Raw genomic sequence first — 15,046 nt, 5'->3', positions numbered from 1 at the left:
GTGGGGGAAGTGTAGTGTTGATGTCTCACTTTGTTATCAAGCTAGGTATTGCTCTATTTCTTGGCATGCTGATTGGCATTGACCGACAGCTCAAGCATAAGCCTGTAGGCATGAAGACCAACATGGTCATTGCTGTTGCAAGCTGTTTGATTACGTTGGTCTCCATCGAGTCAGTAAGCAAGTTCTCCATTCCTGGCCACACCAACATGGATCCGATGCGGCTCGCTGCGCAAATCGTAAGCGGCGTAGGATTCTTGGGTGCAGGCGTTATTTTAAGAAAAAGCAATGACGAAATTTCCGGGTTGACCACAGCTTCGATGGTATGGTCAGCCTCTGCGCTGGGCATAGCAACGGGAGCCGGGTATTATCTCCAGGCTTTTGTAGCCGTGATCTTCATTATTCTGTCCGTTAATTTGTTCCCCGTCCTTATTAAGTTAATCGGTCCCCGTTCACTCAAGCAAAGATATTTGGAAGTAAGAATCGTTTTTCATGAAAGCCAGGATCCCAATCTAATCTTTCAAAAGTTGAAAGAATTAAACATGCAGGTCGAGCGGGTCAAAGTGAGAGATGTGGAAGGAAGCTCCAATCAGTTGGAATTGAAGTTGCTTACGTATGAAAAGGTACAGGCGACGGATGTCTATGCCTTATTGAAGTCAGTTGAACATGTTTCTTTTGTGGAAATAGAGAGCAGGTAATTAAATCGAAGCAATACAATTAAACATAATAAAAACAACATAAATAATTTTTTTAACTTTGTTGAGATGCTGAAATACACATCGAAAGATCGCCAACCACCTATACGATCAGGAGGAGGGCGATCTTTTTTTGTAACCTCGTGCGTATAAGGGATCGTCAGTGCGCTAATTTACCATTCAGTTCGATATATTTACAAAATCACCATATGCAATTAACTTTGCGAGAACAAACAAACAATAAAATAAAACTAAACACAAATAAAAACAATAAAATAATGTGGTTTTAAATGTTTGGTGATCAAAATTGATTAGATGGAGGACTTACATGTTGAATGCCAAAAAATTCGTATCTACATTCATGGCGTGCACGATTGCTTGCTCGGTTGTATACTCATCGGGTGCAGGTTTCATCCCAGCTGCTGTTGCTTCTGTTATAGTCGACAAGCCAGTCCCCTCAGTGCCGGCTGGCCGCTATGAGCAATCAGTCAATGTTACATTTACCTCCACGACGTCAGGTGCAGAAGTCTATTATACGCTCGACGGCACATTGCCTGACGAAACCAGCCTCAAATATACTGGAACGCCGATTTTAATCACGGAATCAACGAACATTTCAGTTATTGCCCTGAAAGACGGTGTTTGGAGTAAAGCAGGGACTTACGGCTACATCATCAAAACATCTGAAAAACCACTGCTGAAATTTGCAGCGATGTCTGACCTTCATATCGGAACGAACACACCGGCGGATAAACTCAGTACGAAAGCACGGTACACCAGCAACTTTGATGTGATGTCTTCCATTTTCAAGCCGGATGCGATTGTTATCGGAGGCGATTTAATCAATGATAACTTCGATGGCAAAGGGCGTGATCATGCTTTTGTTCGCGAGGTTTTCCAGGAACAAATGGCACGAAAAGGCTGGGAAGATATGCCTGTACAGATTGCCATCGGCAACCATGACGCCAGCGTAGCAGAGGTCAAAGCTGGTTATCCGAATGAATGGTTCACGAGTCAGTCCAACGGGTATTACGAGAAGACAATTAAAGACTATTCTTTTTTCTTCTTGAACGCGAACAACTACAACGGTGACACGAATCAACGGAATTGGCTGAAGGGGCGACTGGCAGCGTTGACTAGCGATCCGGCAAACCTTAACAAGCCAATCTTTATTACTTTGCATCATCCGGTTAAAAATACAGTCATGGACGGCGCGCAGTCTGCAAATGAGAATTTGTATGCGGATTTAAAGGATTTTCCGCAAGTCATCGTCTTATCCGGCCACTCCCATTTGAATATTAACGATGATCGTTCCATTTACCAGAAAGACTTTACAGCGATCAATCTGGGATCTATGTCCTATGTAGAGACAGAGAGTGGGTACGGCGCTGTCACGAACGAAGGTTTAATGGCAAATCGCAATGAATTTCCTGTTAATCAATCGGAATTTATTGAGGTATACGAGGATCGCATAGAGATTGAGCGAGTGGAGTATAACGGCGATCCAGGCTCCATCATTAATGGAGGTAAGTGGGAAGGAATAGGGAGAGAAGGAGCGGGCACCCCGCCTCCGTACTCCAGCGCTGGGGCATTGGCAGGGAAGAAATGGGTTGTGAAGCTGCAAGGCAATTCCAATGCGGAAATTAAAAGCAACTTCACGTACACAACAAGCAACCGCAACAAAACAGCGCCTCAATTCCCGGCGAACCCCGAGATCAAAGTGCTGCCAGGAGTGAGTAACGTACCGGTGCTTTCTTTCCGACAAGCCAAAGACGATCAGTCCATGCATCACTATGAAATCAAACTGTTGAACCAGAGAACGGCTGAAACAGTGAAATCATTCAACGTTTTGTCGGATTATTACTTCTCGCCGATTCCGAATAAAATGAATATTCCGATGGCCGACTTGGATCCGGCAACCTCTTATATGATCAACGTAACAGCCGTGGATGTTTACGGCAACAAAAGCACTCCTGTGCAGACTGCCTACCGGACCGGAGGCACAGCGCCGGGATTGACACCGATAGACCCTTCTACAATGTGGAATGGGCTCGTGTCTGATATGAAATTCGAGGGTAATCTGGATGAGGATGCTCCAAGTGTAACCGGCAAAGCTGCTCAAAGCGGTGATGTCACTTTCGTCACAGGTAAATCCGGTCAAGCGGTCGAAATTGCAGCCGGCAATGCCAATTATGTGGATATGGGCGATAGATCCGACCTGAAGTTCGGAAATGGCAATTTCACAATCTCGTTCTGGCATATGGGCGATTTGGCCGGGGATCAGACGGTTCTCGCCAATAAAAACTGGAACTCGGGTGGAAATCCTGGCTGGTATGTCGGCCCTGCGACTACGAAATACATGACCCTTAACATGGCGGCTGGAGGCAATCGTATTGATTATTCCGCTCAAAATGTGGGAATAGAGTGGCATTACTTCACGTTATCTGTAGACAGAACGAACAAGACTGCCTCAACGTACGTGGACGGAGTTCTGAAGGCAACCAAGGACATCTCTGTATTAGGGACAGCCAGTTTGGATACTTCTTTTAATATTATTCTCGGAGCCGATGGCAATAAGGGAAATGGTGGAGCAGAAGTTACGCTGGATGATTTGAAAATCTGGAAGCGTGCTCTGACTGCAACGGAAGCCAAAGCGCTATCCGATTCTTATAAAGAAGAGACGACAGAGAATTTATACAATTTCAATCAATTGACGTCAAAAATTCAAGAAGCTGAGCAATTCGCAGCGCAAATTGCCGGGACAACAGGACTATCTCTTCCTGTGCAGGTGCAAAATGAGCTGACAGCTCAAATTGCTGCAGCCAAATCTTTGGCAGCGGATTCTGGTGCAACGATAATCGATCAGGCTTATCTGGATTTGATTTGGGCACTGAAAGCAGCGCAAGGTGCTGTCGTGTACACATTCTTACCGAAAACAAATTTCTCCCTGCAAGCATACAGTTCATATGCTGAAAATGACAATGATGAAGCAAAAAATATCCTGGACGGGCAAGAGACGACGATTTGGCATTCCAAGTATCAAGCACCAGCTGATCCTTTCCCGCACTGGGTCATTATCGATATGAAGAATACGAATAAGATCAGTGGTATTCAGAGAAAGAGCCGTACCGATCAATCATATATGGCATTCCCCAAAACGTTTGAATTGTACGCCTCGGATCATCTGGCTGATTTAAACGATCCTGCATTCTTGGGCAATGCGGCTAATAAAGCTGCCGGCACGTTCGGCAAGACTTGGACAGGCATGGTTTATAAGGATTATGTTTCTTTGGACAAAACACTGCAGGGCCGGTATGTGAAATTTGTTGTTACTGGAACCTATGATCCAAACGCAATCTATACCAGTATGAGCGAAATTGATTTTACTGGCGAAAAGGCTTTTAGTGGGGATGTGGCTTTAACGGAATTAAAAGTCAATGGCGCTGCGATCAGCGGCTTCACGCCGGAAAAGCTTGGCTATGCGATAGTGGTGCCGTATGAGACGACTGTGGCAACCGTGTCCTATTCGAAAGCGGACCCTGCTGCAACCGTAGCGGTGAGTGGCGGCGAGAATCTGGTTGTCGGTGATAATCCGGTTACCGTCACGGTGACGGCGCAAGACGGTACCAGCAAGAGTATTTATACTATTGTGATAACTAGGCAACCTCAACCGCTATCCTCCGACAGTTCTTTGATCGATCTGAGTGTGAACGGAACGGTGGTGAGTGGATTCGCAGGGGATAAGTTCGACTATGCGATGTCGGTACCCTATGAGACGACGGTTACAAATGTGACCTATACGAAAGCGAATTCTGCTGCAACCGTAGTGGTGAGTGGCGGCCAGAATTTGATCGTCGGTGATAATCCAGTCACCGTTAAGGTGACGTCGCAAGATGGTACCAGTGAAAGTACGTATACCCTAGTGGTAACCAGACAATCTCAATCGGCATCGTCCAACGCAACGCTGCGGGATCTGCAGGTGAATGGAGTGACAGTGAGCGGCTTTGCACCGGACAAGCTGAACTACTCCATGGATGTTCCTTACAGATCAACTGTTGCCACTGTGACTTATTCGGTTTATCATGCTGCAGCAACGGCCGCTGTCACAGGGAGCAGCAGCTTAAATGTTGGCTCCAATGTGATCACTGTTAAGGTGACGGCACAGGATGGCACGTTCAAGCAATATGGCATTGCAATAAATCGTTCGTCAAATTTAGAATCAGATCCAGGGCCATCCAATCCTTCAGAGCCATCGACAACGCCGGATAAGCCGAAGTTGCCAGAAGATGCAGTAACTATCAAGGACAATGACTTAAAGGACGATCAGTCAACCGTATCCGTCGAACTACCGGAAGGAAAGAATCGCCTGATTATTAGGGTGGAGCAGGCCGAGCAGTTTAACGGACGCACCTTGCAAGTTCAGGCACCGAACGTCAAACTGACCGTTCCTTGGGATCTGTTGAAATCCGCAAGCAATTTGCTGCCGACACCTGACGACAAGGCTGAGGTTACCGTGAAAATCGAACCGATTGCTGCAGCGCAAGCGGAGCGGACGCTCCAAGAAGCAAGCCGCAAAGACAATGCGAATTACAAGTTGGGCGGACAAATGGTCGACCTCTCGATCTTCGCGACCAACGCAGATGGCAAACAGTTTGCCTTGGCTAAGCTTGAGAAGCCTGTCACGATGACGTTCCCGATTCCTGCGGGAATGAATCCGAAACTGGCTGGCATCTACGAGATTAAGAAAGACGGAAGCCTTGTCTACTTGGGCGGAAAGCGTGTGAATGGAAATACCGCTATCGAAGTCGGAACGGATCGACTTGGCCAATACGCTGTGCTTTCTTTGGAGAAGAATTACAATGACGTGACGGATAAGCACTGGGCATTCGCGACAATTCGAGAGTTGTCAGCCCAGCATATCGTTAACGGGGCAACGGACGCAACCTTTGCGCCTGGCAAAGACATATCCCGCGCCGAGTTTGCAGCTTTGCTCGCCCGGACATTAGGACTTTCATCTGCTGATACGTCTCCGTTCGGTGATGTGACAGCGAAAGACTGGTATGCGAAGGAAGCGGCTGCTGCCTATAAAGCCGGCATTATTGCTGGCAATGAGCAGCAAGCTTTCGAACCGAATCGCAGCATCACCAGAGAAGAGATGGCCGTCATGCTCGTCCGTGCCTATGAGCACCGGACAGGATCGAAACTTGAGGCATCCTCAGCAGCAAGTTCAGATGCATCCGACATCAGCGATTGGGCTCTGCCTTTCGTGAATAGCGCTCTGAAAGCGAAGCTGCTCTCCGGCCGTCAAGAAGGGCTGTTCGTACCGGATGAACATACAACCCGTGCAGAAGCTGCACAAGCGATCTACAACCTGCTGAAATAGACATAAGAAGATCGCCAACCACCGATACGATCAGGGAGGATGGCGATCTTTTTTTTATTAAGATAATCAAAAGGAGGTTTTCTCGTGTTGAATGTCAAGAAATTCATATCCGCTTTTATGGCCTGTACCATCGCTTGTTCTGTTGTTTATTCAGCGGGAGCAGGTTTTATCCCGGCTGCCGTGGCCGCCGTTACTGTCGATAAGCCTGTGCCTTCCATCCCAGGGGGCCGCTATGAACAATCCATTAATGTTGAGCTTAGCACCACGACTCCAGGGGCAGACATCTATTATACGCTGGACGGCACATTGCCTGACGAAACCAGCATCAAGTATAATGGAACGCCGATCGTTCTTACGGAATCCACGAACGTTTCGGTTATTGCTATGAAAGATGGCGGCTGGAGTATAGCCGGGACTTATGGCTATATCATTAAGACTACCGAGAAGCCACTGCTGAAATTCGCTGCGATGGGTGACGTCCATATGGCGCCGGGTACAGCTGAAGATGATGCCAATAATCGAGCCAGATGGGTGAGTAATTTTGATGTCCTCGGTTCTGTTCTGCCTAATCCGGATGCCATCGTTTTTGCCGGTGACATGATTAATGATAATAACTTTAACACGGGTCAACATCATTCGTTCGTTTACGATATTTTAAAAACACAGATGGAAAGAAAAGGCTGGAGCGGTATGCAAATGCAGATTGCGATCGGCAACCATGACGCACGCGTCTCTGATGTGCAAAAAGGGTATCCGGCGGAATGGTTCACGAGCCAATCAAACGGTTATTACGAGAAGACAATCAAAGGGTATTCCTTCTTCTTCGTGAACGCGAACAACTACAATGGGGACACGACACAAAGAAACTGGCTGAGGGGACGGCTTGCAGCGATAACCGCTGATCCGGCAAGTCGCAATAAGCCGATCTTCCTTACTTTGCACCATCCGATTGCTGGAACGGTCATGGACGGGCAGCAGGCTTCCAATGGGAACCTGAATGCGGATCTGAAGGATTTTCCGCAAGTTGTTGTATTATCGGGTCACTCTCACTTGAACATTAATGATGAGCGCTCCATTTTCCAGAAGGACTTCACCGTGATTAATGTCGGATCTATGTCGTATCTGGAGACGGAATACGGGTACTCCATGGTTACGAAAGAAGGAGGACTGAATGAAACAGCTTTGTTCTCAGGAACTCAGTCCCCAATCATAGAGGTGTACCAGGATCGTATAGAGATTGAGCGTATTGAGTATCAATGGGGTAAAGGATCTGCAGTCCCGGCTTTCAACAGCGCCGGCGCATTAGCGGGTAAGAAATGGGTCGTGAAGTTATCAGGCAATACTAACGAGGAAATCAAAAGCAATTTTACGTACAAGCCACAAAACCGCAACAAAGTAGCGCCAGAGTTCCCAGTGAACCTGAATATGAAGGTGGAAAAGAGAGCGGATAACGTGCCGGTGCTCTCGTTCAAGCAAGCCACGGACGATGACTCCATGCATCATTATGAAGTCAAAGTGTATGACTATAGAACGGCTCAAGTAGAAAAAACGTACAATGTTTTGTCGGATTTTTACTTCACACCGATCCCGAATAACATGAATATTCCAATGAAGGATCTCAATCCGGCAAAGACTTATCTGATATCTGTAAAGGCAACGGATGCTACTGGCAACTCAAGTGCTCCGGTGCAAATGCTCTATGCTTCTCAAGTTGCACCGCCGGCGCCGACGCCCATTGACCCAACTACGATGTGGAATCAGCTTGTGTCGGATATGAAATTCAACGGTAATCTGAACGAAGACGCTTCAGGGACAAGTGGTGCAGCTACCCAAGCAGGTTCGGTTTCATTCGTAACGGGCAAATCCGGACAAGCACTCAGCATAGCAGCAGGCAACACCAATTATGTCGATCTTGGCGACAGATCGGACTTGAAGTTCGGAAATGGCGACTTTACGATCTCATTCTGGCATAAGGGCAATCTGGCAGCAGATCAAACAGTCCTTTCCAACAAAAATTGGAATTCAGGCGGGAATCTGGGCTGGTACATTGGTCCTGCGACTTCTAACAACATGACCCTTAATTTAGCTAATGGGGCTGGGAACCGTATCGATTACTCAGCTGCGAGCGTGGGGCAAGAGTGGCACTATTTTACCATATCGGTAGACAGGGCAAATCATACAGCATCAACGTATGTTGACGGTATCAAGCAAGCCATAGGCAACATTTCCACATTGGGAACATCCAGCTTGGATACCAATTTCCACATCATTCTCGGTGCAGATGGCAATAAAGGCAATGGTGGGGCGGACGTCACGCTGGACGATCTAAAAATATGGAAACGCGCCCTGTCCGCAACGGAAGCCAAAGCGCTGTCCGATTCGTACCAGTCGGCTAATCTGTTCAACTTTAGTCAGTTAACATCCAAGATTCAGGAAGCAGAGCAATTCGCTGCGCATGTTGCGGGAATAACTGGTGCATCTATCCCGGCACAAGTGCAAACGGATTTGACAGCTAAGCTTGCTGCTGCAAAAACCTTGACTTCAGGATCTGAAGCAGCTGTGATTGATCTGGCTTATATGGAGCTGATGTGGGCGCTTCAGATGGCCCAAGCTAAACTCACCTACACATTCGTCCCGAAAAAGGATTTCTCTATCGATTCATTCAGTTCTTACGCAGACAATGATGGTGATTACGCGAGCAACATTCTCGACGATTCGTTGTCATCCATTTGGCATTCCAAATGGCAGTCCCCCGTGCCAGATTTCCCTCATTGGGTTATCGTCGATATGAAGAGCACGCATAGTATCAATGGTGTTAACAGAAAGAGCCGTCTCAACCAAGGCGATATGGGATTCCCAAAAACGTTTGAATTATATGCCTCGGACAATTTGGCCGACTTGAAGAACACTGTTTACTTGGCCAATCCGGCCAACAAAGTTACCGGGACATTCGGTAAGACATGGACAGGCACTGTTTATTCGGATTATGCTTCGTTTGGCAAAACTCTGAATGGTCGTTACGTGAAATTCGTCGTTACGTCAACGTATAATACGAACTCCGCGAAATTTACCAGCATGAGCGAAATCGATTTTACGGGCGAACAAGTTTCAAGCGGCGATGCAACTTTGACAGATTTGAAGTTGAACGGCGTTTCGCTTAGCGGCTTCGCACCGGATAAGTTTGACTATGCGATGTCAGTGCCGTATGAAACAACGGCGACCACTGTCACCTACACGGCGGGAAGTCCTGCTGCAACAGTAGCAGTGAATGGCGGTGGGAATTTGGTTGTGGGCAACAATCCGGTGACCGTAACGGTTACGGCGCAAGACGGCACAACAAGGGTGTACAGCATTTCGGTAACCAGGCAGACACAAGCGCTGTCGTCCGACGCTTCTTTAGTGGATTTGGGTGTAAATGGAACGACAGTGCACGGCTTCGCAACTGACAAGCTGAGCTACGCGTTGTCGGTGCCGTATGAAACAACGGTGACGACTGTCACCTACACGGCGGCAAGTCCATCTGCAACGGTAGCAGTGAATGGCGGTGAAAATTTGGTTGTGGGTAATAATGCGATTACCGTTACGGTAACGGCGCAGGACGGCACGACAAAGATTTACAGCATTGCGGTAACCAGGCAGACACAATCACTGTCGTCTGACGCTTCTTTAGTGGATTTGCGCGTAAATGGAACGACAGTGAACGGCTTCGCGTCGGACAAGCTCGGCTACGCGTTGTTGGTGCCGTATGAAACAACGGTGACCACTGTCACCTACACGGCAGCAAGTTCTGCTGCAACGGTAGCAGTGCATGGCGGTGAAAATTTGGTTGTGGGTAATAATGCGATTACCGTTACGGTAACGGCGCAGGACGGCACGACAAAGATTTACAGCATTGCGGTAACTAGACAGACACAAGCGCTGTCGTCCGACGCTTCTTTAGTGGATTTGCGCGTAAATGGAACGACAGTGAACGGCTTCGCTTCGGACAAGCTCGGCTACGCGTTGTTGGTGCCGTATGTAACAACAGTGACCAAAGTCACCTACACGGCGGCAAGTCTATTTGCAACGGTAGCGGTGAATGGCGGCGAGAATTTGGTTGTGGGCAACAATCCGGTGACCGTAACGGTTACGGCGCAAGACGGCACAACAAAGGTGTACAGCATTGCGGTAACCAGACAGACACAAGCGCTGTCGTCTGACGCTTCTTTAGTGGATTTGCGCGTAAATGGAACGACAGTGAACGGCTTCGCGTCGGACAAGCTCGGCTACGCGTTGTTGGTGCCGTATGAAACAACGGTGACCACTGTCACCTACACGGCAGCAAGTTCTGCTGCAACGGTAGCAGTGCATGGCGGTGAAAATTTGGTTGTGGGTAATAATGCGATTACCGTTACGGTAACGGCGCAGGATGGTACGTTCAAGCAATATGGCATTACAGTAAATCGTTCGTCAAATTCAGATCCGGGTCCATCCGAAACTCCAGGATCATCGACAACGCCGGATAAGCCGAAGTTGCCAGAAGATGCAGTAATTATCAAGGACGATGACTTAAAGGAAAATCAGTCATCCGTATCCGTCGAACTACCGGAAGGAAAGAATCGCGTGATTATTGGGGTGGAGCAGGCCGAGCAGTTTAACGGACGCACCTTGCAAGTTCAGGCACCGAACGTCAAACTGACCCTTCCTGGGGATCTGTTGAAATCCGCAAGCGATTTGCTGCCAGAACCGGACAACAAGGCTGAGATTACGGTGAAAATCGAGCCGGTTGCAGCAGAGCAGGCGGAACGGACGCTCCAAGAAGCAAGCCGCAAGGACAACGCGAATTACAAGTTAGGCGGACAAATGGTTGCTCTCTCGATCTTCGTGACCAACGCAGATGGTAAACAGTTTGTCTTGGCTAAGCTTGATAAGCCTGTCACAATGACGTTCCCGATACCTGCGGGAATGGATCCGAAGCTGGCTGGCATCTACGAGATTAAGAAAGACGGAAGCCTGGTCTACTTAGGCGGAAAACGTGTGAATGGAAATACCGCTATCGAAGTCGGAACTGATCGACTTAGCCAATACGCCGTGCTTTCGTTGGAGAAGAATTACAATGATGTAACCAACCAGCACTGGGCATACTCGACGATTCGAGAACTGTCCGCCCAACATATCGTGAATGGGGCGACGGATGCGACCTTTGCACCTGGCAAAGATATATCCCGTGCCGAGTTCGCAGCATTGTTAGCCCGGACGCTAGGTCTTTCATCTGCTGATACGTCTCCGTTTGGTGATGTGACAGAGAAAGATTGGTATGCGAAGGAAGTGGCTGCCGCCTATAAAGCGGGCATCATTACCGGCAATGCGCAGCAAGCTTTCGAACCGAATCGCAGCATCACCAGAGAAGAGATGGCCGTTATGCTCGTCCGTGCTTATGAGCACCGGACAGGCTCGAAACTTGAGGCATCTTCAGAAGCAAGTTCGGATGCATCCGAGATCAGTGATTGGGCCCTGCCTTTTGTGAACAGCGCGCTGAAGGCGAAGCTGCTCTCAGGCCGTCAAGAAGGGTTGTTCGTACCGGATGAACATACAACCCGTGCAGAAGCTGCACAAGCGATCTATAACCTGCTGAAATAGACACAAGAAGATCGCCAACCACCTAATCGCTAACCACAATACGATTAGGGATGGATGGCGATCTTTTTTTTGTAACTTCGTTGGATAAGGGAACGTCAGTACGCTATTTTAACCCAAATAGCCCTTTTCGTTCTCGAAGGGGAACTGGAGGCCTCTATTTCTCCAATATTCGTGGAAAGACTCGTATTTACCCGAAATAAGACCCTGTAGTTCCGATTCGTTCCTAGAAACTGCACATTTACCTAATATAGCGGCCTGTAGTTCCCTTAAAATCATCCATGACCAGAAAAGAGATGGCCGTCATGCTCGTCCGCGCTTATGAGTACCGGACAGGTGCCAAACTTGAGCTGTCCTCAGAAGCAAGTTCGGATGCATCCGAAATTAGCGATTTGGCACGAAAAGATCGTTAACCACCTATACGATTAGGCAGGTTGGCGATTTTTTCATTTTTAACCTCGCGCAGACACCACTAACCTCTTGTATGGCTCTGACTAGATTTGGAAATAATTTGATCTATTGGGGGGATCGGAGTGAATTTTTTAAAAAAACTATTATCGGAGCATCATGGAGAGAAAAGTAGAGTCCATGCCCGTTTAAATAGCAAACAGCAAGTGAGGATCCCCTTAACAAATCATTTACATTCCAATTTGAATAAAATTAAAGAGATTATCGGAAACAGCAGCGATTTGATTATCAAGGAATTCTTGATTGGCAATGGTTCTATTCAAATGGCGGTCGTCTACACAGATGGGCTGGCGGATAAGAATACGCTGGATCAGTATGTCCTGGACCCACTGATGATCGGAATCAAGCAAGATGCAGAACTTAGTGCTGAATTGTTAGCTCATCCTGACCCGATGAAATTGTTAAAGGAGACTGTATTAACAGTCGAAGGCCTTGTCGATGTCACGGATTTCGAAGCGTTAATATTGGCGGTGTTATCCGGGGATTGCGTCATTCTAATGGAAAACAGGGATCGGGCAATGGTTGCCGGTACCCGCGGCTGGGAGCACCGAGGAGTTGAGGAACCCTCTGCGCAATCGCTTATCCGGGGACCGCGCGAGGGTTTCACGGAATCGCTGCGTATTAATACAGCTATGATTCGGCGTAAAATCAAGGATTCCAGACTATGGCTGGAATCCAGAGAGATCGGCAGCGTAACGAGAACCGAAGTAGCAGTCATGTACCTCAAAGGGATTGCTGATGATAGTGTCATTGAAGAAGTAAGGCAGCGATTGGACCGCATTGATATAGACGGCATATTGGAAAGCGGCTATATCGAAGAATATATTCAGGATGAAACTTGGTCGCCCTTTCCAACACTACTTAACACCGAGCGCCCCGATGTGATCGCCGCAGGCTTATTGGAGGGGCGCATAGCGATTATTATCGGCGGAACCCCGTTTGTTCTGTTGGTTCCAGCGCTGTTTGTCCAATATTTCCAATCGGCAGAAGACTATTACCAACGCTGGGACATTAGCACGCTTATCCGCTTGATTCGATATCTATGCTTCTTAATTACGTTGATCTTGCCTTCCCTGTATGTTGCCGTTACGACGTTCCATCAAGAAATGATTCCGACTAACTTGCTTGTTAGTCTGATGGCTCAACGGGAAGGTGTGCCTTTTCCGGCTTTTCTTGAGGCGCTGATGATGGAGATCACCTTCGAAATCTTGCGTGAGGCAGGTGTCCGAATGCCCAGGGCTGTCGGCTCGGCGATTTCAATCGTAGGCACGTTGGTCATTGGACAAGCGGCAGTTCAGGCCGGCATTGTATCTGCGGCGATGGTCATTGTGGTGTCGATTACAGCGATGGCCAGCTTTGTAATCCCTGCGTACAATATGTCGATCTCCATTCGTATACTTAGGTTTCCACTGATGGTGCTAGGCGCGACATTCGGCTTGTACGGGATCGTCCTTGGCATCATTCTGATCGTCCTACATTTGTGCAGCCTGCACTCATTCGGTGTACCTTACATGAGCGCTCTAGCTCCGTTTCAACTGTCAGAGCAGAAAGATACCTTATTCAGGCTTCCAAGGTGGGCAATGGTTTCACGTCCCTATTCCATAACCAGAAAAAATCAAAGGTCAGACGAAGAAGAAGATTCGCCAACCATGAACAGCTTTCACTAGGAGAGGAAGTACGTCATCTTGATGAGAAAGTTCTCAGGTATATTACTTTCGCTCGTGTTAATGGTCCTGTTAACAGGCTGCTGGAGTAGTCGGGAATTAAACCAGCTCGCAGTCGCGGTCGGTTTAGGCATTGATAAAGTCGGAGATATGTATAAGATCTCTGCACAGGTTATTGTCCCCAGCTCGGTTGCCGAAAGCGGCAAACCAGGCAGTGCAACCGTTGTTTTGTTTAAATCGGAGGGGAAAACAGTGCTTGAGGCTCTCGGAAGAATGACGACGGTTGCGCCGCGTAAAATTTATTTGGCCCATGTTCGCGTGCTTGTCTTGGGAGAGGAGTTGGCGAAGGAAGGCATTTCCAAGCCATTGGAGATGCTGTCGAGGGATCAAGAGTCCCGAACCGATTTCTATATCGTTGTTGCCAAAAATTCTTCGGCGGAGAATGTGCTGAAGGTGTTGACCCCACTTGAGAAGATCCCTGCGAATAGATTGTATTCCTCGTTAAAGACGTCTTCAGAATTGTGGGCGCCGACCATAACGGTTACCTTGGACAAGCTTATTCAAGAAATGGTTACGGAAGGGAAAACGCCCGTTTTATCCGTAATCGAAGTGGTTGGAGTCAAGAAGACTGATGGAAGTAGACAGAATGCGGAGAACATTGATCCGCCATCGCAATTAAGGTATACAGGTTTGGCATATTTCCGTAAAGATAAGTTGGATGGTTGGATGAATGAGGAAGATAGCAAAGTATACAACTATATGACGAATCACATCAATAAGACAGTTGGCATAATAAGCTGCCCTAATGGCGGGAATATATCGTTAAAAGTAATCCGCTCCAAAACCAAGTTGAAAGGGATAGTCATCAATGGGAAGCCCCAAATCAATGCGGAAATTCAAGCTGAAACGAGTATTGGTCAAGTCGAGTGTGAGATTGATCTAGTAGATCCTTCTACAATTGATATGCTTGAAAAATCTGCTGGAAAGCAATTGGAGAAATTGGTTCTGGGTTCAGTACTTAAGGTGCACAAACGCACCAAATTGGATATATACGGATTTGGTGAACTGATTCATGAGGATAATCCGCAAGCATGGAAGGATTTAAAGAATGATTGGGATGCCAATATTGCAACTCTCGATGTAAACATAAAGGCTGATGTTAAAATCAGACGCTTGGGTACGAAGGGGAATTCGTTCTTGCAAGATGTTAAGGAGTAATCGAT

Annotated in this window: 5 protein-coding genes; all 5 read left to right on the top strand. The window is 47.6% G+C overall.

The window, feature by feature from the left end:
• Positions 1-20: 20 nt before the first annotated feature.
• The 5 genes from LOZ80_RS20860 to LOZ80_RS20840 all read left to right on the top strand — a co-directional run bounded on the left by LOZ80_RS20860 (position 21) and on the right by LOZ80_RS20840 (position 15,041).
• Positions 21-695, top strand: coding sequence for an MgtC/SapB family protein (locus LOZ80_RS20860; protein ID WP_238173060.1), 675 nt, complete (start codon positions 21-23; stop codon positions 693-695).
• A 325-nt stretch (positions 696-1,020) separates the two neighbouring features.
• Positions 1,021-6,075, top strand: coding sequence for a cadherin-like beta sandwich domain-containing protein (locus LOZ80_RS20855; RefSeq protein ID WP_238166514.1), 5,055 nt, complete (start codon positions 1,021-1,023; stop codon positions 6,073-6,075).
• Positions 6,076-6,159: 84 nt separating this feature from the next.
• Positions 6,160-11,694, top strand: coding sequence for a cadherin-like beta sandwich domain-containing protein (locus LOZ80_RS20850; RefSeq protein WP_238166513.1), 5,535 nt, complete (start codon positions 6,160-6,162; stop codon positions 11,692-11,694).
• Positions 11,695-12,305: 611 nt separating this feature from the next.
• A complete protein-coding gene (locus LOZ80_RS20845; protein WP_238173059.1) occupies positions 12,306-13,826 on the top strand; it encodes a spore germination protein in 1,521 nt (506 codons plus the stop codon).
• 21 nt (positions 13,827-13,847) lie between these two features.
• Positions 13,848-15,041, top strand: coding sequence for a Ger(x)C family spore germination protein (locus LOZ80_RS20840; RefSeq protein ID WP_238173058.1), 1,194 nt, complete (start codon positions 13,848-13,850; stop codon positions 15,039-15,041).
• The last annotated feature ends 5 nt before the right edge of the window (positions 15,042-15,046 follow it).

This window comes from Paenibacillus sp. HWE-109 (assembly GCF_022163125.1).
Classification (GTDB): domain Bacteria; phylum Bacillota; class Bacilli; order Paenibacillales; family NBRC-103111; genus Paenibacillus_E.
Note: the sequence above shows the minus strand (reverse complement) of the source record. Positions and strands in the feature narration are given on the sequence as shown.

Bases quoted from the DNA above. Each gene is read 5' to 3' on its own strand.
- LOZ80_RS20855 (WP_238166514.1), top strand. From the start codon at position 1,021: ATGTTGAATGCCAAAAAATTCGTATCTACATTCATGGCGTGCACGATT.
- LOZ80_RS20860 (WP_238173060.1), top strand. From the start codon at position 21: ATGTCTCACTTTGTTATCAAGCTAGGTATTGCTCTATTTCTTGGCATG.
- LOZ80_RS20840 (WP_238173058.1), top strand. From the start codon at position 13,848: ATGAGAAAGTTCTCAGGTATATTACTTTCGCTCGTGTTAATGGTCCTG.